Consider the following 20,507-nt stretch of genomic DNA (forward strand, 5'->3'; position numbering starts at 1 on the left):
GTTGGGTGATTCTTCCTACTTCTTAACGTCAAAGTCGAAGTGGTTATCTCCGTCGGCCGTGACCGTGACTTTGAGCGGTGAAGAGGCGCTCTTGGTGTATGCTTTCGGCATAAGCTCCGATGTTTTCGGCGAAGGGACAGGACGCCCCATCTCCTGCATCTTCAGTTTCTCTTCCTCGGTCAGGCCGCTCGCGACTTCGGTCTTGCTGATCGTAACGACGTAGTCGCCCGGCAGCGCTCCGTCGCCTGCTTCATACGTGGTCAGGGTGTAGGTGCCGTCCGTCTTCGTCTTGCCGATGGCGCCTTGCGACTTGTTGACCGCATGGAATTGGATACGAGCTTCTGCGACCGGCGAGCCTGCTAACGTGACCGTTCCGGTCACCTTGGCCCGGGCAGGGCGATCGTCGGGCGGTTCGCTGTTACAGCCAAGCGACGTGGCAAGAGAGCAGGCGACAAGAAGCAGGAGAGTCTTCGCATAAAGGTGGGAATGCATGGGTTTACCTCGGGAGTGCAGTAAAGGTGGGAATCCTTGGAAGGGGATTCCTCTAGTTTACTGTGGCCGAGGCAAAAAAAGATCGCGGATGTCAAAAAAAGCGAGTTTGTTAACCGTCGCTTTCTCCAAAACCCGGGAAGCGAATCGTTAAGCAGCCGAACGCTTGTCGGTGTTTTCTTCCGAGTCTTCCAGCTCTGCTTCGACGTAGAGTCGGCAGTAGGTCTTGCTGGTCTGTAGTAGTTCGTCGTGGGTGCCGGTGGCTTCGACGTGGCCGTGATTCATCACCACGATGCGGTCGGCCAGTTGAAGCGTGCTGGCGCGATGCGTGATCAGAATGGCCGTACGTCCGGCGATGCAGTTCTTCAGGCTCTCATGGATCAGACGTTCACTATCCAGGTCGATCTGGCTGGTCGCCTCGTCCATGATGATGATATCGGGGTCACGCAAAAGTGCCCGGGCGATCGAGATCCGCTGACGCTGGCCGCCCGAAAGGTTCGAGCCGGCATCGCCGCAAATGGTATCGTACCCGTCGCTCATGTGCGTCTGCACGAACTGGTCGACGTACGCGAGCTTGGCCGCTTCGATGACCTCTTCATCGGTAGCGTCCATGCGGCTGTAGCGAATGTTCTCGAGGATGGATTCGTCGAACAAAACGGTCGACTGCGTGACCAAGGCAATCTGCGATCGCAGGTCGTGTTGCTTGAACTGGCGAATATCGGTTCCGCCCAATTCGACCGTACCGAGATCCGGGTCGTAGAAACGCATCAGCAGGTTGATCAGCGTACTCTTGCCGCACCCATTGGGGCCGACGATCGCGACGGTCTCACCTTGCTTGATGGTCAGGTCGAGGTCCTTCAGTACCGGCGTCTTTTCAACGTAGCAGAACTGAACCTCGTTGAAGGTGATGTCACGGCCGACGCTGTCGATAGCGACCGGGTGTTGAGGATCTTGAATCGGGTCTTCTTGCTGCAGCAGCGGATAAACCATTTCCGAAGCGGCGATACCGGCTTGGATCGAACCGAACACGTCGCCCAGCTTTCGCAGGGGATCGGTGCAGCCAATCAGGAAGGCGTAAAACGCCAGGATCGAGCCCAGTTCCATTGGCTTATCCGCCAGGGGAATACCGAAGATGTGCGTTTCCTGGTTCAGCACCAGGTAGCCGCCAGCGATCATCGACAGGCAGACCATGCCCAGGCCGAGCACTTCGTTGTTGACACGTACCAACGAGTTGAAGAACTGGATCTTAACCCGTTCCCAGTAGGCTTCGCGCGACTTCGCCTCGAAGCGTTTCCGCTCGTAGTCTTCGGTTCCGTACGCTTTGACCACGTAGTAACCGGTCATGATTTGTAGAAAGAAACCAGTGATCCGTGCCTGGATTTTGATCGAGGATTTGCTCAGGTTCTTGATCGTACGGGCCAGCTTATACAGCACGAAGGCCGCGACTGGGGCGATCAATAGCGAGAGAATCAACAGCCGCCAGTTGATGTACGCCGCACCGGTCAGGCAGGCAATCATCTTCACCGGTTCGCGAATCGACTTGCCGAATAGAATTTCGAGCGCCGCACCGATCGAACCGACGTCGCCGTTCATGCGGGTGGTCGAGTCGCCGGTCGTGATGTTCGATTTGCCTAGACGGATATCGAGCAGTTTGTCGAAGACCTGGTGCTTCAGGTCGAGCGTCGTCAGCTGCGTTGCCCGGGCAACGAGCATCATGCTCATGGAAAGGAACACCCCTTTTACCAAGGTGCCAACCATCAAGAAACCGACCATCAGAAGCAGCGTATTGAACGGGCTATCGGGCGCATACGCGTCGATCCACGGCTGCGACTTCTCGATGTTAGCCAACTTGTCTTCCCAACCGTTCATCGCGCTGTCGTCGCGGCGTAATTGCCGGTTGATTTCGGCTCGTTTGGCGGGATCTTCGGTTCGGGTGAGTTCTTCGTCGTAGCCGTCGATGTTCTTGCGGAGCCGAGCAATCTGTTCCTGGCAGTTAACCGTTTCACGTTCGGCCCATTGGTGCAGACTTTGCCCGTCGAAAATGATTTCGGCGAACGGATAGACGGCACCAATATTCGCACCCCAGAGAAAACCCACCATCAACGAGCAGATGACAGAACCGATGATGGACCAGCGGTAACGGGAAACACAGTGGCGAATCGCGAGCAGCAGATAATTCATGCTTTGAGTCGTGCAATCTCGGTAAGCAGCACGCCTTGCGGCCGTTGGCCACTGGGTGTGCCCTTGGGAATCTCGCCGTCGCAAACGCACATCCTTTGCGCAATAGCATTACGGCGAATTAGGAACCGAAGAAAGCTACAACGATTCGCTGTTGCCAGCAATATCAGTCGGGTCGGCAGAATGGAATTCCGCGGGGTGCTAGCATCGATTATTCGGGATCATCTTTCGCGGCGACCATCTTCATCTGGTTTGCCGCTTCCAAGACCCCCAATGCGAAGGAAGTCCCGAGCATCAGTTGCCCGGTCGTGTCGTAGTGAACCGTATCTGCTAGCAGCGGCATGCCGTCGGTAGGGACGTTCCACACGCCCAGGATTGCCCGCTCGGATCCGTTTCGCATGTCGGCGTCGTCCTGGGCCTGGCGGATCTCGGCACGGTGGGTGAAGCGTTCCATCCACGGAACATGGGGCAGGACCTGACCCATGGCAAAGGGAACCGGACCGCTTTGGCAGTCTTCTTCCATTCGCGATTTGAGCAGGGCGATCGACTGATCGTAGGTCGTGGCTGAGATTTCCTGCTTGGCATCCGCTTCTCCTTGCATCCAGGCAATTCCCTTCAGCTCCGGCTTCAGGCCCGCCTCTTTCAGCGCGGTGAAGGCCTTGGTGAATTGATCTCGCAGACGTCTGTAATGATTCCCCATGTTGGGGTCTTCTGGCGAGGTCCCGGGATAGAAGGTGTTGCGGTTGGGACCCGGTTCTTCTCCCATCCACTTCGCTCCGTTAAAGCCGGCATGCAGTGGCTGACCGCTGAGCGCGAACTTGACGACGTAGATCTTCTTGCCTGGGTGCAGCGATGCCATCGTGCCGGAGAAACCGACTTCCGGCCCAAAGCGACCACCGCCGTTGAGATTCAATGCCATCGGATCGAAATCGGCAAACTGCTTGCCATCCCAGTACTGGACCGATGGCAACGTCGTCTTCCATTGCTCGGGAAGCTGCGACTTGTTGCCGCTGCCTGCCATGTTCGACTGTCCCGAAAGGATATAGACGTCAACCGCTTCCTGAGCAGTCGCAATCGAAGATGCAAACAACACGAAGGCGAAAAGGAGCAGGGCAGGCATACGTACGAGCATGGCAGTTCACCGGTGAAAAGTTCAAAGGGTGGGATTGGCAGAATGTTCCCATGGTACCTGGGAAACGCCTTCGAAACAAAGAACGCCGCGAAAGGAGCAACCTTCGCGGCGTTTCGGCTTTCAGAGCGGGTGAAGGGAATCGAACCCTCGTAACTAGCTTGGGAAGCTAGGGCTCTACCATTGAGCTACACCCGCGTGACGTACTTCTAAATATAACCCGGCAACGATGGCGAGCAAGGATTGGCCACGTTGAATTTGAATTCTGGTAAGCGGCTAACTTTTGATCGTTCGCTTGGGGCAGTGCGATCGGGTCGTACCGGTTTCCTGGCCTCTGAGGTTTAGGCAATGGCTGCGTGTGAGAAAAAAACAACGGCGCAAGACGCTTGTCACCAGCCAGCGCGCACAATTGGGAAACTCTCCCGAGAACCAAATCCCGGCCGGTGACGGTATGCTTCGAATTTGGAAGGAATCTGATCGCGTCCTTTGGATGCTGATCCTGTTTTACCTGGTGATCATGACGGTCGCCGCGCTGCCCACCTTGCAGCGCTCGGCTGCGGCCAGTCGCCCGGCAACGCTGCTGGAAATGGCGTGGGCCGCCGAAGGGAACCTAAGTGAAGACGATCGGACCGCCGCCCACCAACGTCTGACCAAGCACCTGGCTTGGATGGAAGAGAACCTTCCTCGGCAATGGGGACGTTACTCGATCGAAGAACGTGCCGCTTGGGTCTTTCAGTCGATGCACGAACACTTGCTCTTCGGCGAGTACGACGAAAACCAGAACGCACTCAGCAAGGCCCTGCTCGAAGGGAATTACAACTGCGTTTCGGCGACCATTCTGTACCAGATTCTGACCGACCGGGCAGGCTTGCCCACCGTCGCGATGCAAACGCGCGGACATGTTTGGTGCCGTCTACTGAGTCGACCGGAACTCGACGTCGAAACAACCTGTCCGACCTGGTTTCTGCTCGAACCGCATGATCAAGGTCAGTCGCCAGCAGTCCAAGCCGCGGACGAGGCACGAACCCTTTCGACTCGTGGCTTGGCCGCGAAGATTCCCTACAACAAAGCCAGCCTGGCAGCTGCCCAAGGGGATTACCCCGGTGCGATCGAATATCTGAACTTCGCTCTGTCGCTCGATCCGCAAGATGCGGCCGCGATGCGCAACCGAAGTGCCATTTTGAATAACTGGGCCGTGGCCTGTATCGGACAGAAGGATTGCCAGACGGCGCTCGATATCCTGAAGCGGATGGAAAACCAACGCCCTCATGACCCCGACCTGGAGTTGAACCGCAGTAAGATCGTCGATGCCGTGATCGATCAGTGGTGCCACCAAGGGCGATTCTCCGAGGCTTTACGTCTGCTTCAGACGCAAGACGATCTGACGTCCAGTCGTCACACAGTTCGTTCGCTTTACCAGAAGTGGATCCAAGACGCGGCAAGTCGCGGCGATTGGTATGAAGCCAAGAACGCGTTGCGTCTGGCCATCTCGGCCCATGAAGACGATCCACTGACGGTCGCTCAACTGCGTCGCCAGTATCGCCAGCTCACCGCAGGCTAGTCCTCACGTGGAGCTCGAACGATTCTCGTGGGCAATGCCCGTTTTCGTTTGCCCATCGACGAATCATGACCTATCTATTTAATTAGTTCCGGGGCAAGCTTTGTGAGGAAGGTCCGCGCGGATCGGTTATTCCGTTTGTGCGGCCCACAATTGCTCTTCTGAACGTCCTCCTTTTCCGCGTATATCCTCGTGAACCATCTGTTTCACGGGCCTCGTTTCTTTTCTGACCCAAATTCTTCAGGTTGAATCCATGGCAAGTTGCGCTTTGACCCCATCCGAATTTGCATTCACGACGGTTCCCAATTGCTCTGACGAGAGCGAAGCCAAAGTGCGTGCAACGGTAGGTCAGCTCATCAGCCGGATTCTGCCCAAGAAGATCACCAACGAGCGGCGGAAGGATTTTCGCTATCCCTATCCGCACTTGATGTATCTCACTCCGATCGATGCGTCGGGCGAGCCGCTCAACGAGCTATCGACGGTGGTCGTGGGAAAGAATATCACCGAACGCGGAATCGACTTCTTCCATCAAGAGCCGGTTCCGTATCGACGCGTGATTCTGACGCTGGAAGCGGAAGATGGTGCCCGTGCCTCGGTGGTGACCGACCTGCTGTGGACTCGATTCACACGGCAAGGCTGGTATGACAACGGAGGCCGTTTCCTGCATGTCTTAGCGCAAAACGGCCCTTGCTAACCTGGTCATTCGGTGGCCCAGCAACGACATGCTGGGCCATCCGGATGATGCTTATCGAATCATCCGCATCACGGCTGGGTAGGTCTGGAAGATCTTGATCAGTTCCTGGCGGGTGACCTTTTTGTCGGAGTTGGTGTCGAGGCGATCGAAGACGTTGTGTCCTTTCTCAGGCACTTCGTCGCGGGCCACTTCACCATCCAGGTTGGCATCGAACTTGGTGATCAGCTCGTTTGCCTTGTCGAGAACCTCTTGCGATGCTTCGCCTGGCTTCGACTTCTGGACCAAGGTCTTCGGATCGACCGGAATGGCGACGTCGAAGTAGCCAATCATCATTTCGTCCCAGGTCTGATCACCCCACCGGACCGTCTTGGTCGGATCGGGATTGAAGAGATTCCCTTCCGAGTTGTCGTAGTGAGCGATGGCCCGCACGTACGAACCCTTGGGCATCTTCTTCGGCTCGGCCAGTTCGTAGGCCGTCTGCCAATTGAAGTCGTAAGCAGGGATATCAACCAGGATCTCTTCTTCCCCATTTGGCGAAACACCTATATACCGAAACGACTTGCCGCGGAGATGCATATGCGGCATGAAGCTGAGGATCATTGTGTCGTCGTTGGGCGCGGGATCCGACTTGGCTTCCTCTTTGTGGTTTTTATCGCCTGGCGGAATTTTGATGCGAGGATTGACCGCGCTGGTCGTCTTGACCTCGTACTTCACGTCCTTCGGGTCCATGAAGTTGAAGCCAATTTGACTGAGGTCTTCCTGCGGCGAACCGATCGGCGTGTAGTGCATCTGGAAGACGAGTCGCGAGCCAGCGGGAATGCGTTTGGCCATTCCTTCCGGATAGTTTCGCGCGATCTTGCCAGGCACGTAACCGACCAGGAAACCGCGAGCACCTCCGCCCAGTTCGCGACCATCACGCCCCGGAGGCAATGCGAAGCAGAGGATGTGGTGGACGACTTGTAAGTTGCCGGCCTTGAGTTCGGCACCCTTGATCCACTTGTCTTCGGTGAAGCCTGGGTCGGTGACGAAGTACTTGTACTTCACTTCCCCTTCGGCCGGGACCTGGTACGGCTCTTCCGTGATATCAAGGATGAGCTCTGGCTTCTCGGGAAGCGTCCAGCCTTCGACATACTTGACCGGCTCCGGCAGCTTCTTGGAATCCCCTTCCGGGGCACCTGCTTCGACCCACTTGAGGATCGTGTCTTTCTCTTGTTTGGTAAGATGTCGATCGTTGGAGAAGTGACCGTACTTGGGATCGGCATGCCAGGGAGGCATTCGCTGGTCTTCCACCACTTCGGCGATCATCTCGGCCCAGCCGACTACCTCGTCGTAGTCGGTCAACGCGAACGGAGCGATCTGGCTTTCGCGATGGCATTCGACGCAGCGCTTCTGGAAGATGCGCGCGATCTGATTCGAGTAAGTCACTTCCGAGGTTTCATCCGCTTCGAGAATGCGTCCGATGTGGCAACCGACCGGGTCGGTCTCCGGCACGCTCACCTTTTTACCAGCCAAGACTTCCTGGATCGCGATCTTCAAGTCGTCGCGCGTGGCGTCGTCGCGAATGTTGCCCACCAGGAAGTGGTCGTCGATGCGACCGCGATAGCGAATGGTTCGTTCCTTGTCGAGCAGCACGACTTCTGGCGTTCGCCGAGCACCGACCTCGTCGGCCAGGCGATTGGCCAGGTCTTTCAGGAAAGGGATCTCCAGGGAGTGCACTCGGGCAAACGAAGCCATCTCGGTGATCGAGTCATGCTGGTTGGCATCGACTGCCAGGATCGAGACTTTCCGATCTTTGAACTCGCCGGCCAATTGCTGAAGCGTTACCGAATACCGCTTGGCAACGGGGCACTCGCAGCCGATGAACGCCAGGACGACGACGTCACTTTCGGCGTAGTCCGAAAGCTTGTGCGTCTTGCCGCGGAAGTCCTTCAGCTCGAACCCTTCGATCTTCTTACCGATCGGTTGAGGTTCGATCTTCGATTCCCGTGCCCAGACGGGGGAAACCAGTAGGCAACTGAGCGAAAAGACAAGGATAAGGCGATACACGGCGTGAACACTCCAGAAAACCCAAAGCCAGGCGAGCGAATTCCTACTTCATAAACTGTAGTGGACAGCCAGAAGTTTCGCCTAGCTTAAAATTTTCAGGTTTTTCGTGCCAATGAGAACGCTTGTCTGATAGATTGTCGCCCTAGTCCGCGGGAAACGGACTAGTCGACTCGGGTGGGCCTTAGAAGTTGCTCAGGCGGTTGACGCTGATGTTAACCCCTTGGAACGGAACCACGCCGTAAATCCCGCGTGTGAAGACCAGTTCGATGAACTCGTCCGCCCACAGGACCGGGCTCTTGGGCACGATCACGATGTCGGCATCACGAATCCAAAGTTCGTCCGACGGGGCAGGGCGTTTGCCGTACAGGGCACCCTTCAGATCGAGCTTGGTGGCCACCAGACGCCAGTCTTCGGCGCGGCGGAACACGACGACCTCACGCAGGTTGGCACCCACGTTCCAGCCGCCAGCCATGGCGATGCTTTGAATCGCGGTCGTGGGACCGGTCAACTCGTAGCGGCCTGGGTTGGGGACTTCGCCCAGCACGTAGATATAACGTGGGGCGCGGTTGACCAGGACCGGAGTGACTTCGATCCCTTCGATTTCCTGGGCGTAACGCTGATCGATCTCACGCTTCAGTTCGTCGAGCGTCATCCCTTGGGCAGGCACGTTGCCGATGGCGGGAAGCTGAACGGTGCCTTCGGGCGTCACGCGGCTGCTACGACCTTGACCACCGGTACCAGCCCGGGCATCGACCGTCGCACGAAGGTCTTCCAGCTTGGTGTTGACCTGCAGCGGCGTTACGGTAATGGCGGGGACCTTGTAGAACTCTTTGTACTTTTCTTCGAGGGCAGCTCGAAGTTCCTCGACCGTACGACGAGCGGCATGGACTTGGCCCAGCAGCAAAACGGTGATGGTGCCGTCGGGCTGGATGACCAGGTCGCGATCGAGATTCGGGTCGGTAAGCGATTCAATGCTGACCTTGTCGCCCACTTCCAAGCGGTAAGGACGAGTCGTCTCTTGTCGCGTCAGGCGATAGACGAAGTCGAGGTCGTCGCCGACACGCAGACGATACTCAGGAACATGAGCCGTTCGTGCGGGACCGACGTATTCTCCTTGAGCAAAGACCTGCCAGGGGATCGGTCGGCGTGCGTCCCAATGGGGTTCGCCTTCGCAGACCGGATCGGTGGAGTCGACACCCACCAGGACTTGTCGGTCGTGGGGGCTGCAGGTCGGGGCCATCATTTGTGCCCAGGCCGACGAGGTCAAGCAGGCAACAATCAAGCCGCAGAGAATCAGTTTATAGTTTCGCATCAGGTCGAATCCTTGACCAAGCTATCGAGTCGATCGAGAGGGTGAGCGGCGCTGAGCAACCGGCTGTCCAACGTCTTGCGGTTGCGACTGCTTCAGGCCTGCGTCTCCACGTCCGTGTTGTGCCATCTGTTCCGGGGAAACCCAGCGAACCGCGTCCAGCCCGGCATTCATGTTGGCGAACTGCTGGGCAGCTTCGGCTTCGATGGAAGCACGTCGAGCCATTTCGACTTCCCCCAGCGTTTGGTGCACCGAGGCCAGGTTCTGCCAGATTTCCGGACGCGGCGAGGCCTTGACCCCTTGCAGCAGTGCCTGCTTCGCGTCTTCCAGTTGTCCGTAGCGAGCGAGCAAAACGCCCAGTTCGTTGGCCGCTTCGTAGTTCGATCCGTCAACGGCCAGAGCAGTTTGGAACAAGGCGATCGAACGCGGACCAACCAGGGTGCGGTTGTCGCCGGTGGTGTTGTTGAGGTACTGCTGAATGCGCCCCAGGCCAACGAGCGCCCGAGCCGTTTCCGGCATGCCGCCGCATGCGACGTTCAGACGTTCTTGAGCGTAGGAGAAGTACGCCTGAGCCGCGGTAAGGGCCGTTTCGTACTCCAGGTTCTTTCCCTTGAGGACCGGCGTGCGGTGCGAGTCGACGACCAGGTTCAGGTCGACATTGGCTTCCAGCTGGGCCCCGGCAGGAATGAACTCGCCCGCTTCGTCGAGGGCGGCGATCGCGTCGGCGAGGGCTTCGCTGTGACGATGCGACTTCTCGGCGGTGTCCAGCGTTTGTGTGGCCAGGCGAAGAGCTTGAATGAATTCAGCACGTGCCGAGTAATAGGCACCTCGCTGAGCGAGAATCAAGCCATGGTCGACCAGGCTGGCCATGCGTCCACGAACGGCCAGCAGGGCATGGTCGATCTGGGCAGGTCGTGGCGGACCAGCCACCATGTTCGGAGTCATCAGGACCGAGCGAGGTGTGCCGGTGCGCGACTGCAGCGGCATATCGGCGACGTCAACGACATCTTGCTTGGCCGGGTTCAGCGAGCTTTCTTCCCGAGGTGCCTTCGGTGCGAGACTCACGAACTTGGACGGCGGACCTGCCGGTGGTTCAAGTTGCTCAGCGATCGACGGCATCTCGGTCTTGCGAGTCGAGTTGTTCACCAGATTGGGCACGGCTGGCGACTGCGGAATCTTACGCATCGTCGGGACGGGGGTGTGTTCGTCTTCGACCTTGGGTAAAAGTTGGAGATCCGGTCGTGCACTGGCCACAGGCATCTTCGTTGGCGGAGGCGGAAGCTTCACTTGCGGAGCCGGTGCATTTCGCGGCGCTTCGATCTGCGGTGGATTGAGCGCGAGTGGTTCGAGCTGTTTACTCGGAGCAATTGGCTTCGAAGGTTCTAGCACAGAGCGAGTGGGTTCCGGCTTCCTGGCGACGGGCTTCTCGACAAGTGGCTTCGCCGCAGGAGGCGAGACGACTGCGGGCACTTTCGGTGTCGGCTTGGACTCGGCAATGCTTTTCTTCGGAGCCGGAATGTGTGCCGGTGGTTCGAGCAAAAGCTCTTCCGGTTTTTGTGGTTTGGGTGGTGCCGGGTTTGCGGGCGGTGTGGCCTGTGGCGACTTTTCCGATGGTTTCGATTTTTCGATTTTCAGCGGAAAGCGAATCGAGTCGAGCGAAGTTGGCTTGTCCGAGGACTTGGGTTTGGCAACCGGCGGAAGACGCTTGGGATTGGCGTATGGGTTGTTAACGATGTTCTCGTGCGCTTCACTGATTTCCAGATGAGCGGCCAACTGGGCCATGGGACGAATGTCTTCGGGCGCATGAAAGCGATTGGGTGCGCTAGCCGCCGGCTTCTCGTCGGTATGGTTGGCCACTTTCGAATTGCGCCCACAGCCGACGATCATTAACATCGTCAAACTCAGTGCAATCCCAACTCGGCTCGTTGAGGGCAGAGGTCGATCCATCGGTCCATCCATGAAGTGTCAAGAGATGCAGCGCATTGCCATCCGTGCAGTGGCGCATCGATTCCTAAACACGAAATCGACCAATTGATTTCAATGCAATCACTCAAACCACGCACGTGAGCGATGCTCGTCGAAGGGTGCGAGGTCATACCTGATACATGCCTTAGGAGGAGAACGTTCCGGATAATCGTTACAGGTGAATTCGGCCTGCATGTTGATTTCCGAAAGGGGCCGCAAAAGCGAATATGGTTTTCATAGTATTTAATTTTTCCCACGTCCTTAAAAGTAATCTACCTTTGGGTGAGCTGAACAACTCAGCGGCTTCATTGAAAGCGTGTGAAAGAGCATTACATTGACACCCGGCACCGCAATTCAACCCGATGCTGATGCGACTCGCAGCCAAGTTCTGGTTGTGGACGACGATAGGCTGATTCGAACTCTCATTCGCGAGTTTCTGACGCGTGAAGGGTACGAAGTGGTCACCGCCGAGAATTGCCGTGAAGCGTTGGAAGTGCTGGAAGAGGAAAAGCACGAGTTCAAGTTCCTGGTGACCGACTGGGAATTGCCCGATGGTTCAGGGATTGATCTGATCCGACACGTGCGACACGTTGTCAGCTCGCACTACATGTACATTGTGATGGCCACGTCTCACGGCAATCGTGAGAACCTGACCCAGGCACTCAACGCCGGGGCCGACGACTTCCTGGCCAAGCCAATCGATCGCGGCGAACTGGTTGCCCGTATGCGGTCGGGTCAGCGAATTCTGGCCTTGGAAACGCGACTGACGCACCTGGCCAATAGCGATCTATTAACCGGTCTGCCAACGCGACGCGTGTTTGAAGACATGGTCGCCAAGGAATGGAGCCGTGCTCGTCGTTATCGATTGCCACTTTCGTGCGTGATCTTCGATATCGACTACTTCAAACGAATCAATGACGTTCATGGTCATGCCTCCGGCGACCAGGTCTTACGCGAAGTCGGACGGGTGTTCGCCGATTCAGTTCGTAAGTCCGATATCATTTGCCGTTACGGTGGCGAAGAGTTCTGTGCCGTTTTGCCGGAAACGTCTTCCTCCCAAGCGTGCATCTGGGCCGAGAACCTGCGTAAGCGAATCGCGGAAACCGAAATCATTCTCGACTCGGCCGTGGTGAATGTGACTTCCAGTTTCGGTGTCGCCGAGGCGATGGCGGAAATGGAAGAACTGGACGACCTGGTCGAGATCGCCGATCAATGCCTGATCGAAGCTAAGCAAAAAGGCCGCAACCAGGTTGTTTCCTTCAATAAACTGCAAGAGTCGATCAACAGCGACTCGACAGGGCACCTCGACTTAGTCTTTGGTGGTGCCGTTTCCGCGGACGCGATGACCCCTGTGGTCAGTACGGTGACGCCTGATTCAAGTGTCGTGGAAATCAGTCAGTTCTTCTTGAACTATCGCATTCCATCCGCACCGGTCGTCGATAACGATGGCAACCTGGTGGGTATCGTCTCGGAGAAGGATCTCATGTCGGTTGCCTGCCGACCGAATCCTCACGAGATTACCATCGGCGAAGTGATGCGAAAGAACCTAATCTGTTACCCGCCGAACATTCCACTGCGTGTCGTTTGGGAATTCCTGAATCGTGTTTCGATTCGTACGGTCTTGATTTCCGAAAACGGCAAAACGCTCGGGGTTCTCAGCCGACAAAGCATCCTCCGTTGGCTCGCCAACACCACGTGGAAGCACAACGGAATCCCTGGCTTGGAAGGCGATACCGCCAACGGATCGTCCAAGCGACTGGAAGTGGCCGCCAAGCTGCTGTCCGAAACCTCACGCCAGCTTACCAATGACGTCGAAGTGCGTTCGGAAGATGAACACGCCGCGATGGTGATTGGTACGGTCTCGAAGATGCAGGATCTGATGACCGATCTGTTGGAAGCCGTACGCGGCGGTTCCGATACCTGTCGCGGAGCAACGGCTCTTGGGGCTGCGTTCGGTGCGACCGAACTCTAAGCGTTAGCGAACCCAAATCTTATACAGCCACTGGATGGTCTTGGGAAAAGGTTCCCCATCGAGCGACGCGTTCACCTCAAACCCACTGGCCGATGCTGGGACTTCCGGCGTCGGAAATTGTTCCTGGGCAATCACGTCGACACACACTTCGCTGCCGTTGATGTTCCACACCCAGGGACCGTCCCGTTCTAATTTGGGATCGATCATCTCTTCCATCGCGCACCCATAATGGCTGCAGATCCGCATCGGGTAATCCTTCATGCGGCAAGCGACCGAAAAGTGAATTCCGCCCGGTTCTTCCATCGGCTCGACGGCGGCCGACCAGTGGCTATCGCCTGCCATGCCGACCAGCAGGGCAATCGTGCCGACCTTACGTTCTTCCAGGTGAATCTCCTGGAAAGGAGGACTCTCGGGCCAAGGCTCCTCGTCGTTTCCTTCGATCGAAACGAACAGCGGGATGCACTCTTCCCCTTGGACCAGCGCGATAATGTGACCGAAGCGGTCCTTCTGCTTCACGAAGTTGACGAACAGACCGACGCCATCCTCGCGAATCGATTCCACGAAAAAGGCCTCGGCGTTAGGTGAGGGTTCTGACACGAATGGTATTCCTGATTGCTAGTTTTGCGGCGATTCCTGGCCGACGCGCCACCGCAGGTAGGCGTCGAGGAAGCCTTGGATTTCGCCGTTCATCACGCTATGGAAGCTGCCCATGTAAAAGCCGGTGCGGGCATCCTTCACACGTTGATCGGGGTGCAGGAAGTAGTTGCGAATCTGCGAGCCGAAACCGACCTTGGCTTGGGTCTTGTACTTTTCGGCCTGCTGGCTTTCGCGGCGCTCTTCCTCGACGCGAGCAATGCGCGAACGCAACATCTTCCAGGCTTGGGCCCGGTTCTTATGCTGACTTCGTTCCTGCTGACACTGCACCACGATGCCGGTGGGGACGTGCGTCAGGCGGATCGCGCTATCGGTCTTATTCACGTGCTGACCACCTGCACCGCTGGCGCGGTACGTATCGACGCGGACGTCTTCTTCGTCGATGTCGACTTCTTCGCTATCGGGAATTTCCGGCGAGACATCGACCGCCGCGAAGCTGGTCTGGCGTTTTCCTTCCGAGTTGAACGGGCTGATACGCACCAGGCGATGCATGCCCGTTTCCCCTTTGAGGTAGCCGTAAGCCATCGGACCACGAACGACAAAGGTGGCGTTGTTGATGCCGGCCTCTTCGTTGTCGGTGCGATCGATCAGTTCGACGTCGTACTCGTTCTGGTCCGCCCAGCGGCCATACATCGTGAGCATCATTTCTGCCCAGTCATTGGCGTCGGTACCCCCGTCGCGAGCATTGATCGTGACGATCGCACCACAGTTGTCGTACGGTCCGTCGAGCAGGGCTTTCAGCTCCAGCGTCTCGAGATCGGACTCGAGCTTCTCGATCGTGCCCGGGACCTCGTCGGCCAGGGAATCATCTTCCTCGGCCATCTCGAGCATCACATCCAGATCTTCGATACCGGACAGGCACGCGTCCAACGGTTCGACCAGGCTCTTGAGCGACTTCATTTGCCCGACCGTCTCTTGGGCTTTCTCTTGATTGTCCCAAAAGTCAGGGGCGGACATCCGCTGCTCAATATCCTTCAGCTGCTGCTGCTTGGCAGCGTAGTCAAAGAGAGTCCTTTAACTGAAGGAGTCGCTGTCGGATGCTTTCTGCTCGATCGTAAAACTCGCGTTCCATAGTGGATCCGAGAAAGGTTCGTGGGGGATAAATCGATTACTGCAATTCTTGCTCCCCTCGCCCCTGCGGGGAGAGGGTTAGGGTGAGGGGGCGAACCTGGTACCAGCTCTCCAACCCTCACCCTAGCCCTCTCCCTTGGGAAGGGAGAGGGGACTGGTTTGGAACTAGTCGTTCAATTCGAAGATGGCTTCGACTTCCACGGTCATGCCAGCCGGCAAGGCGTTCACGCCGATGGCACTACGAGCGGCGATGCCGCAATCTTCGCCGAAGACCTCTTTCATCAGTTCACTGAAGCCATTGATCACGGCCGGTTGCTGGGTGAAGCCATCTTCGCAGTTGACCATGCCGAACGTCTTCACCAGGCGCTTGATCTTGTCGAGGCTGCCGAGGTGCGCCTTCAGGGTTGCGAGCATGGCCAGGCCGGTTTGGCGTGCGGCGGCGTAGCCTACTTCCTGATCGACATCGACGCCCACCTTGCCCAATTGAAGCGTGCCGTCCGGGCTCAAGGGGCCATGTCCCGAGAGGTAAACCATGTTCCCAACCGTGACCGCTGGCTTGTAAAGACCCATGGCCTTCGGGGCTGGCGGCAGTTCGACGTTCAAAGCTTCCAGGTTGGCATCAAAGCTCATGATGATTCTTTCGGTTTAAAAGGTTCCTGTCCCCTCGCCTCTGTGGGCAGAGGTAACAGGATGGTTATTTCTTATAAACGTCGTCTGGGTTCACCAGACGTTGTCCGACGATCTTGGTTTCGCTGGGGCCTACTTCCCGAAAGAAACAGGTTCGGTAACCTTCGTGACAGGCAGCCCCTTTTTGTTCGACCTTCAACAGAACCGTATCGGCATCGCAGTCGACCAGGATCTGGCGGACCTGCTGTTGATGGCCACTCTCTTCCCCTTTACGCCACAGTTTGCCGCGGCTGCGACTGAAGTAGACTGCCCGGCCGGTGGCGAGCGTTTCCTGGAAGGCCTCGCGGTTCATCCAGGCCATCATCAACACCTCGCCATTGTCGGCATCTTGCGCGATCGCAGGCACCAGACCGCCGGCCTTTTCAAAGTCGGGCTCGCGGGGGAGGGAGATGGACATCGCAGGGTACTCTTCAACAATGGGCCGAGTAAAAGGGAATCAATTCGGTTAAGTGTGGCTGTTTCTGCGTGAATCGGCAACCGGGGAGCCAGCGACAACAACACGCTAGTCGTTGCCGCTCAAGAAGATGAGCGCATGCGCGAACTTTGCCCGCACGCCCAAGCAGACTTGGGCGTGGCACCCAGATTCTCCGGTCCCCTCGCCCCTATGGGGAGAGGGTTAGGGTGAGGGGGCAAATTGCTTGTTGACAGCGCATGCCCAAGCCGGGTTCCGATCGGTTCGGAACTTATGTCTGGCGATGTTGGTGAAGGGGCGCTCAGGAAACCCTCACCCTGGCTCTGCGAGGGAGAGGGGACAAGAGCTTCATGGCGGGCCGCGTTCGTTGGGTTGATTCTCGTTGAGCGCCAGACCGGGTGCCACGCCCAAGTCTGCTTGGGCGTGTTGTGCGACGCTTACCTGGTCAATCCAGTACAGCAGATCGAACTCCACGACCTCGACATGAGGGCAAACCTTCGGCACGTCTTCGCTGGGTAAGTACGGTTCGTACTCAGGCACTTCGTGCGAAGCGCCCAGCTCACGACGCAGGCACTCAATCTTGGTCTGCTTCGTATGGATCTTCTCTTGCAGTTCCAAATCTTGCAGCTTCAGCCGGTAGAAGGACCACGCCAGGTACCGTTTCTCTTGGTACGTGTACGGCTGTTCGAGGGGAAGATCCTTCCAGCGTTTTGGCCGCTTGCGGCGTGTTGGTGAGTCTTCGTCGCGATTTTGTTTCGTCCTCTTCGGACTGGGCAACTGCGGTGGATCTTCCTCGGGGAAGTCGTAGGCCGCGACATGGGGATCGATCGGCACCGTCAGGTAGTCGGCGCAGAAACCAGGATCGTCAGACGCAAGAAACTGGGCATGACGTGCTTCCTGTTTGGCTCGCTCGGCCTGTTGGAACGCCTCCCACGCTGCTTCTTTGAGTGCGTCTTGCCGACGCGCGATTGCCTCCCACGGGGAAGGTCGCATGCCGGGCGGCTTAGGGTAAGCCGGTTCCGGCGTCGGCGAGGGTTCTTCACAAGGTTCTTCGACCGCAAGATGCATCAACACTTCGCCGCAGCAGGGACACAGAAGCCGGTTCCCATCGCGCACGGCAACCTGCGGAGCGTGCTCAGTTGAGCCTGCTCCGTGCGTTTCAAGTTGTGCGACGTGGTGATGGGACATGACGTATTTGTGTGTTGATGATTGGTTACGAGTTCGCACGCCCAAGAAGCAAGATTGCTTCGTTGGGTGTACGTGCAATCTATCAGCGGAGTGCTTCAGTGAGATAGTGCGCGCGAGAAGTTTTTTGTAGTCGGAACCCTGGTACCCACTTCGCGACCCGCGCTGGCGCGGGCCCTACTTTCTATCCGTGACCATCGGTGAAATCCGTGGTTGGTCCTCTCTCACGCGAAAGCACCATGCAAACGGCAGATCTGGCCTGCCGTGATCAATCGGTCTGACCAGAAGACCCCGCACATTCGGACTGTGTTCGCTAGCGGTGTAGTCAATGGAAGCAGGATGCCGAATCGATAACTGTTGGGTCGCCCTGCGGCGTTTTGGGACCACCCATCACCAGCTATCGTTGATCCCCCCATGTCCTGCTGAGGTTCCGTCGTGAAGAAGTCACTAAGTATTGTCATTCCGGTCCACAATGTTCAGTCGAGCATCGTTGCCGAGGTGGATCGTTTGTTGGAGATCGTTGCCGATCTGACAACCGATTTTGAATTGATGATCGTGGACGACGGTTCGACCGACGGGACTGAAGAAGTCCTGTATGAAATCTCGTGCCGCTATCCGCAGGTACGTTCGCGTCGATATTCGCCCCAGCAAGGTAAAGCAACGGCGATCGATCTGGGACTGGCCGCCGCCGCTGGCGAGGTCGTGATGATTCAGGATATGGATCGCAAGTTGACGACCGAAGATATTCAATCGCTGTGGGCGATGCATATCGACGCTTCGGCTGCTCACGCAGGTGTCATGCCGCAGCAGCCAATTGCTCAGCCTGCGAAGCCACAGCCGGCCAAGCCGCTGCTGCCAGGCGACCCGCAGCCGCTAGAGCAAGATCTGCTATCGCGATTGTCGAGTTGGGGTGCGGACATCGCCGAGCTGGAATCGCTTACGGAAGTTTCGGTGCCCGAAGAAACAGCCTCTGCGGCGTCGAGCGAAGCGGTTCAGCCGCCAGCACCCCGTCTGAAAATGCCTCGGTTCTTACGACGCATCCAGGAATTCGCGACCGGCGAATAACAGGCAATTTGAGAAGGGTTTGCGGTTCGTCCAGATGCTGCCCCTTACCGTTAGAGTTGCGGCGAATTATTTTCCGATAAAAGTTGCAAACTCTTGATTCGATCGGAACCATTCGATAGAATCAGCCAGTGCCTTCAAAATGTTTCAGGCGATATTTTCCTCATTTTCCAACCATGGTGAACTTTCCGGCATTGATCGCTGGCGAGGGACCCCACGGCAGCTTCGGAATCATTCCGATGCTTGGAGCGTTTTCAGGCACACTTATCACGAAGTTCGGTCGCGTCCTGTTTCTCCTCGAGGGCGTTGCTAGACTTCAAAACACAGGCTTAGCAGACGGGATTAGGCACCCCAGCTAATCGGCCTTAGATCGCAGTAAACGGAACAGACAAGAAGCATTCCCATTGAAGACTTACTCTCGGCGCATGCGCTATCGAGTGAGATCACTGTGGTGCTGTCTCTACGTTGCTATCGACTATGGCCCTGCGGCAGTCGGTTGAGCCTCCGGAACAAGGGAGGACTTCTAATGGCAACGGTTCCATTTACTATGGACCCCGCGGTTTACGCGTACGCGCCTTCCGAGATGGGCAACAGGTCCCCTCGTAAGTTGCATCGCATCCGCGAACTTCGCAAGCAACAAGGTGTTTCGCTTCGCACGGCCTCCAGAAAGTTGGGCATGCCCGCTTCTCAGGTGCGTGAAGAAGAGAAGCCTGACACCGACCTTTTGGTCTCGCAACTCTCGCAATGGGCCGACATCCTGGATGTGCCGATCGCGGACCTTCTGGAAGAACCCCAGAACAATCTTTCGTCGCCGATTCGTGAGCGTGCCAAGCTGGTGCGGATTATGAAAACGGTCAAAGCCATTTCCGAACGGACCCAGGAAGCCAACATTGGAATTCTGGCCGAGGTGCTGGTCGATCAGCTGGTCGACTTGATGCCGGAACTGGCTGACATCAATGCCTGGAACAATGTAGGCCAGCGTCGTTCGTTGAACGATCTTGGTCAGATCGCCGAACGGCGCATTTCCTGTGATTCCATTGTCGGTGCGATGCGAGACTAAGTTTCAATCGCGCTTCGGACAACGAACTTTCCCCTGGTACCCAGGCTGCTCGGATGCGGCCTGGGTTCGTTACTTTCTTGCCTGAGCTAGACCAGGTCCTTCAGGTGGAAGTGGAACTTGCCCAGTTTTCCACCGTAGTTACCGGCCGAAATGACGAGTACCCCATCAGTGGCTGCGGCATGCATGGCCGTTTTCATACCTTCGGCGACGGCTTCTTCGCTGGTGCCATCTAAGACAATTTCCAGCACGCAGTTCGCTCCTTCGACGACCTGCGACTCGACGCGGCCACGTAGGGTAGGGCAGTTGGTATCGGAGGTCGAAGCCATCAGGCTCTTATATTTCGAGCCGACCTTGCTGCCACTGCGAGCCACGCCCCCAGGAAAGGGAGCGATGACATTGGCCAGCGGAGCGAGCGCTTCGACGGCTTGGCGGGCCGCGGTCAGGGCGGCCTGCTGATCGACGGCCTGAAAGATAATGTTTCCGCCGGCCACGCCTTTCTCGATGCCGAGCGATTCGACGCAGAAAAATTCTCCGTCCATCACGGGGATTCGCCAGTAGCGTGTGCCGTCGATGACCTTGCTTTTCTGGAATCCGTCACCGAAGTAGCGAAGCGACTTACCCAGCGGCATGCGCTTTTCGGCCTCGGGAATTCCATCAAAGACGGCCGTCGAGGCGCAGGTCATCACGCATTGGCCAACCCGCTTGGTGATCGCCTTGGCGAGCGCATCAGCCGAGAAGCCGAAGGCCAGAACCATAGCACCCGGTCGACCGTCGGGGGATTCTTCCGCGGAAAGCAGTCGCTCGACGCCCACTTCAGCATCGCAGGCAATCACGCTGCTGCCGTAGCCACTTACTTCGGTGGTCGCCGCACGTAGCCAGTGGTCGTCGAAGGCGGTGATAATCAGCCGCGTGTAGACCATGCCAAACGCTTCGGCGAAGGTATCAACGATCTGCGTGTTGCCAATCTGCACAGGTGCATTCCCCGGGTTCGGAAAGAGATCAAGACCTTCTATCTTCCCCCGCCCAAAGAGCATTG

The 20,507-nt window shown here is 57.2% G+C and carries 17 protein-coding genes and 1 tRNA gene; 5 read left to right on the forward strand and 13 right to left on the reverse strand.

The window, feature by feature from the left end:
- Positions 1 to 15 precede the first annotated feature (15 nt).
- From PSR63_RS19690 to PSR63_RS19705, 4 genes are all read right to left on the reverse strand, one after another.
- The gene (locus tag PSR63_RS19690; RefSeq protein WP_274327390.1) at positions 16 to 492 is read right to left on the reverse strand and encodes a carboxypeptidase-like regulatory domain-containing protein; all 477 of its coding nucleotides are present in this window, start codon (positions 490 to 492) and stop codon (positions 16 to 18) included.
- Positions 493 to 639: 147 nt separating this feature from the next.
- The gene (locus PSR63_RS19695) at positions 640 to 2,670 is read right to left on the reverse strand and encodes an ABC transporter ATP-binding protein (protein WP_274327391.1); all 2,031 of its coding nucleotides are present in this window, start codon (positions 2,668 to 2,670) and stop codon (positions 640 to 642) included.
- A 208-nt stretch (positions 2,671 to 2,878) separates the two neighbouring features.
- Complete coding sequence (locus tag PSR63_RS19700) at positions 2,879 to 3,799, reverse strand: sialate O-acetylesterase (protein ID WP_274327392.1); 921 nt, start codon at positions 3,797 to 3,799, stop codon at positions 2,879 to 2,881.
- A 124-nt stretch (positions 3,800 to 3,923) separates the two neighbouring features.
- Positions 3,924 to 3,994 (reverse strand) — tRNA-Gly (locus PSR63_RS19705).
- Between the two features lie 253 nt (positions 3,995 to 4,247).
- Between PSR63_RS19705 and PSR63_RS19710 the strand changes: the two genes are divergently transcribed.
- On the forward strand, positions 4,248 to 5,357 hold the full coding sequence (locus PSR63_RS19710; protein ID WP_274327393.1) for a hypothetical protein: 1,110 nt from the start codon (positions 4,248 to 4,250) through the stop codon (positions 5,355 to 5,357).
- A gap of 250 nt (positions 5,358 to 5,607) precedes the next feature.
- Complete coding sequence (locus PSR63_RS19715) at positions 5,608 to 6,048, forward strand: hypothetical protein (protein ID WP_274327394.1); 441 nt, start codon at positions 5,608 to 5,610, stop codon at positions 6,046 to 6,048.
- A 51-nt stretch (positions 6,049 to 6,099) separates the two neighbouring features.
- On the opposite strand, the gene PSR63_RS19720 is transcribed toward PSR63_RS19715, so the two are convergent.
- The 3 genes from PSR63_RS19720 to PSR63_RS19730 all read right to left on the reverse strand — a co-directional run bounded on the left by PSR63_RS19720 (position 6,100) and on the right by PSR63_RS19730 (position 11,350).
- Positions 6,100 to 8,094 carry a redoxin domain-containing protein gene (locus PSR63_RS19720; RefSeq protein ID WP_274327395.1) on the reverse strand — a complete coding sequence of 665 codons (1,995 nt, stop codon included), beginning with the start codon at positions 8,092 to 8,094 and terminating at the stop codon, positions 6,100 to 6,102.
- Positions 8,095 to 8,275: 181 nt separating this feature from the next.
- Positions 8,276 to 9,406 (reverse strand): polysaccharide biosynthesis/export family protein, encoded by a 1,131-nt coding sequence (locus PSR63_RS19725; protein WP_274327396.1) that lies wholly within the window; start codon positions 9,404 to 9,406, stop codon positions 8,276 to 8,278.
- A gap of 21 nt (positions 9,407 to 9,427) precedes the next feature.
- Positions 9,428 to 11,350, reverse strand: coding sequence for a tetratricopeptide repeat protein (locus tag PSR63_RS19730; protein WP_274327397.1), 1,923 nt, complete (start codon positions 11,348 to 11,350; stop codon positions 9,428 to 9,430).
- 352 nt (positions 11,351 to 11,702) lie between these two features.
- Between PSR63_RS19730 and PSR63_RS19735 the strand changes: the two genes are divergently transcribed.
- Positions 11,703 to 13,340 (forward strand): diguanylate cyclase, encoded by a 1,638-nt coding sequence (locus PSR63_RS19735; protein ID WP_274327398.1) that lies wholly within the window; start codon positions 11,703 to 11,705, stop codon positions 13,338 to 13,340.
- A 3-nt stretch (positions 13,341 to 13,343) separates the two neighbouring features.
- Here PSR63_RS19735 and PSR63_RS19740 read toward each other — a convergent pair whose 3' ends face one another.
- From PSR63_RS19740 to PSR63_RS19760, 5 genes are all read right to left on the reverse strand, one after another.
- On the reverse strand, positions 13,344 to 13,937 hold the full coding sequence (locus PSR63_RS19740; protein WP_274327399.1) for a hypothetical protein: 594 nt from the start codon (positions 13,935 to 13,937) through the stop codon (positions 13,344 to 13,346).
- A gap of 18 nt (positions 13,938 to 13,955) precedes the next feature.
- Positions 13,956 to 15,066 (reverse strand): peptide chain release factor 2 gene (gene prfB, locus PSR63_RS19745; RefSeq protein WP_338000652.1). Its coding sequence is split into 2 segments (ribosomal slippage): positions 13,956 to 14,996 and positions 14,998 to 15,066, totalling 1,110 coding nucleotides; the frame shifts between segments, so codons are not numbered across the junction.
- Between the two features lie 164 nt (positions 15,067 to 15,230).
- Positions 15,231 to 15,695 (reverse strand): RidA family protein, encoded by a 465-nt coding sequence (locus PSR63_RS19750; protein ID WP_274327400.1) that lies wholly within the window; start codon positions 15,693 to 15,695, stop codon positions 15,231 to 15,233.
- A gap of 64 nt (positions 15,696 to 15,759) precedes the next feature.
- Positions 15,760 to 16,149, reverse strand: coding sequence for a phosphoribosyl-AMP cyclohydrolase (hisI, locus tag PSR63_RS19755; protein WP_274327401.1), 390 nt, complete (start codon positions 16,147 to 16,149; stop codon positions 15,760 to 15,762).
- Positions 16,150 to 16,512: 363 nt separating this feature from the next.
- A complete protein-coding gene (locus tag PSR63_RS19760) occupies positions 16,513 to 17,352 on the reverse strand; it encodes a hypothetical protein (protein ID WP_274327402.1) in 840 nt (279 codons plus the stop codon).
- Between the two features lie 432 nt (positions 17,353 to 17,784).
- Between PSR63_RS19760 and PSR63_RS19765 the strand changes: the two genes are divergently transcribed.
- Complete coding sequence (locus PSR63_RS19765) at positions 17,785 to 18,414, forward strand: glycosyltransferase family 2 protein (RefSeq protein WP_274327403.1); 630 nt, start codon at positions 17,785 to 17,787, stop codon at positions 18,412 to 18,414.
- 673 nt (positions 18,415 to 19,087) lie between these two features.
- The gene (locus PSR63_RS19770; RefSeq protein ID WP_274327404.1) at positions 19,088 to 19,471 is read left to right on the forward strand and encodes a hypothetical protein; all 384 of its coding nucleotides are present in this window, start codon (positions 19,088 to 19,090) and stop codon (positions 19,469 to 19,471) included.
- An 86-nt stretch (positions 19,472 to 19,557) separates the two neighbouring features.
- Here PSR63_RS19770 and fhcD read toward each other — a convergent pair whose 3' ends face one another.
- Positions 19,558 to 20,505: a formylmethanofuran--tetrahydromethanopterin N-formyltransferase gene (gene fhcD, locus PSR63_RS19775; protein ID WP_443111100.1), complete on the reverse strand. Its 948-nt coding sequence runs from the start codon at positions 20,503 to 20,505 to the stop codon at positions 19,558 to 19,560.
- Between the last annotated feature and the right edge of the window lie 2 nt (positions 20,506 to 20,507).

This window comes from Bremerella sp. P1 (assembly GCF_028748185.1).
In the GTDB taxonomy this organism is placed as follows: Bacteria; Planctomycetota; Planctomycetia; order Pirellulales; family Pirellulaceae; genus Bremerella.

Excerpts from the sequence above, each read along its gene's own strand:
- PSR63_RS19690 (WP_274327390.1), bottom strand. The coding sequence starts at position 492 with ATGCATTCCCACCTTTATGCGAAGACTCTCCTGCTTCTTGTCGCCTGC.
- PSR63_RS19695 (WP_274327391.1), bottom strand. The coding sequence starts at position 2,670 with ATGAATTATCTGCTGCTCGCGATTCGCCACTGTGTTTCCCGTTACCGC.
- PSR63_RS19700 (WP_274327392.1), bottom strand. The coding sequence starts at position 3,799 with ATGCTCGTACGTATGCCTGCCCTGCTCCTTTTCGCCTTCGTGTTGTTT.
- PSR63_RS19710 (WP_274327393.1), top strand. The coding sequence starts at position 4,248 with ATGCTTCGAATTTGGAAGGAATCTGATCGCGTCCTTTGGATGCTGATC.
- PSR63_RS19715 (WP_274327394.1), top strand. The coding sequence starts at position 5,608 with ATGGCAAGTTGCGCTTTGACCCCATCCGAATTTGCATTCACGACGGTT.
- PSR63_RS19725 (WP_274327396.1), bottom strand. The coding sequence starts at position 9,406 with ATGCGAAACTATAAACTGATTCTCTGCGGCTTGATTGTTGCCTGCTTG.
- PSR63_RS19730 (WP_274327397.1), bottom strand. The coding sequence starts at position 11,350 with ATGGATCGACCTCTGCCCTCAACGAGCCGAGTTGGGATTGCACTGAGT.
- PSR63_RS19750 (WP_274327400.1), bottom strand. The coding sequence starts at position 15,695 with ATGAGCTTTGATGCCAACCTGGAAGCTTTGAACGTCGAACTGCCGCCA.
- hisI (WP_274327401.1), bottom strand. The coding sequence starts at position 16,149 with ATGTCCATCTCCCTCCCCCGCGAGCCCGACTTTGAAAAGGCCGGCGGT.
- PSR63_RS19760 (WP_274327402.1), bottom strand. The coding sequence starts at position 17,352 with ATGTCCCATCACCACGTCGCACAACTTGAAACGCACGGAGCAGGCTCA.
- PSR63_RS19770 (WP_274327404.1), top strand. The coding sequence starts at position 19,088 with ATGCCCGCTTCTCAGGTGCGTGAAGAAGAGAAGCCTGACACCGACCTT.
- fhcD (WP_443111100.1), bottom strand. The coding sequence starts at position 20,505 with ATGCTCTTTGGGCGGGGGAAGATAGAAGGTCTTGATCTCTTTCCGAAC.